This window comes from Streptococcus intestinihominis (genome assembly GCF_046824975.1).
Taxonomy (GTDB): Bacteria; Bacillota; Bacilli; order Lactobacillales; family Streptococcaceae; genus Streptococcus.
On the sequence record NZ_JBKQBL010000006.1, the window covers coordinates 57,070 to 58,466 of the forward strand.

Consider the following 1,397-nt stretch of genomic DNA (forward strand, 5'->3'; position numbering starts at 1 on the left):
GAGAAAGTCCCCAAAGCCTTGCCTGAATCTTTGTCTACAATCGCATAGTAAAAGCGACCTTGGGCTGCCATGAGATCATCTAATAAGCGGTCCCACTCCTCTTCATTTCGGGCAGGGCCTTTGAACAGATAGGTCCACATAGCTGCTGGGGAGGCTGGCCCGTAGACCTGATAAAGATCCGCCCCGTGTTTTTCTTTTGACAGGCGCTCAATTACGGTATAGCGACCCTCGATCCGCTCAATAGCTGGCAAGCGCCCCAGTGTAAAATCCGGCAGTGCATCTCCAATCGCTTGACCAAATTCATTTGTTCTCATAAAATATCCTGTCCTACCGCTTTTTCGACATTATCGCGAATGCGTTGCCGTCCCAGTCCAGTCGTTCCCTTATGAGTAGGGATCAAGATGACGGCTGGGGTTACTTGGCGATCATAGTGGGCAATGGTATCTGGGATTTCCTGAGCCATATCCTCCGTCAGATAGATGATGCCAAAATCTTCTTGGCTCAAGTGACGTAAGGTATTGATGGTTTCCTGAGCCTCTGCTACGGGAAAGGTCTGAAAGCCAATCATTTGAAAAGGAAGGATGGCATCACGGTTTCCCACAACGGCAATTTTTTGCGTTTTACTGGCCATAGATTGGTCTCATCCTTTCTTTTATTTTGTCAATCGGGAGCTGATTATCCAGACCCGTCAAGACCAAACGAAGGTTCTTCACCTCCAGCTCTTTTCCAAAGAGATAGCGAGCTAAAGGTAAGGGCCCGTCTATCTCAAATGAAGCTTGTTCCAATATTCGGTACTTAAGCACATGCTCCAGGTATTCCACTGTCTCAGCAGTTACTCTGCCTGCTCGCATCTGCTCCTCATACTGTGTCAATTCCACATCATAAGGCAAGGGATTGACTTGTTGGAACCAACTGATGAGGTTGCCCTGCTCGACGCACTGGATGACTTCTCTTGCTGAGAAGGTCCCTGCATCGGACAAGAGTTGCTTCATAAAGCTGTTCGGCTTTTTCAAACTGAGGGCTCGTTCAACTGTGATGACATTGTAACAATCAATGGTCAAGGTGACCAAGGATTTTAAAAGTGGATGGTCCAGATCTTTCGCCAAGCATTTGAGATGATCAAAGTAAGCCAGATCCATGCCGATCTCCAGAACCCGAATATCCTGATAGTCGACATATTCCTGCCAGGTTGCTGCGACTTCTTGAGCCATAAACTCTGGGCAGTTCTCTGAAGAAAAGGTCTTGGCTACTTGTTCAAGAACTGCTAAGGAATAGGGACCTGCATCCAATAATAGGAAGTTCAAATCCCGCCCCGTTGCTCGCTCTTTCAAGAAGACCTTGAGATTGTGATAGGTGTACTTGAGGGCAAAGAGGTCGACCACCGCAGGGTTCGGAGC

3 protein-coding genes are annotated in these 1,397 nt (G+C 47.8%); all 3 read right to left on the minus strand.

Translation table 11 applies throughout. The features are described from left to right. Window positions 1-314 (minus strand): GNAT family N-acetyltransferase (locus ACLOR3_RS09135; RefSeq protein ID WP_497868049.1); only part of this gene is annotated, 314 nt, incomplete at its 3' end. Further along, on the minus strand, window positions 311-631 hold the full coding sequence (locus ACLOR3_RS09140) for a V-type ATP synthase subunit F (RefSeq protein WP_048717121.1): 321 nt from the start codon (window positions 629-631) through the stop codon (window positions 311-313). The genes ACLOR3_RS09135 and ACLOR3_RS09140, both read right to left, overlap by 4 nt. Further along, window positions 621-1,397: V-type ATPase subunit (locus ACLOR3_RS09145; protein ID WP_412037160.1), on the minus strand; the 777-nt coding region annotated here is incomplete at its 5' end. The genes ACLOR3_RS09145 and ACLOR3_RS09140, both read right to left, overlap by 11 nt.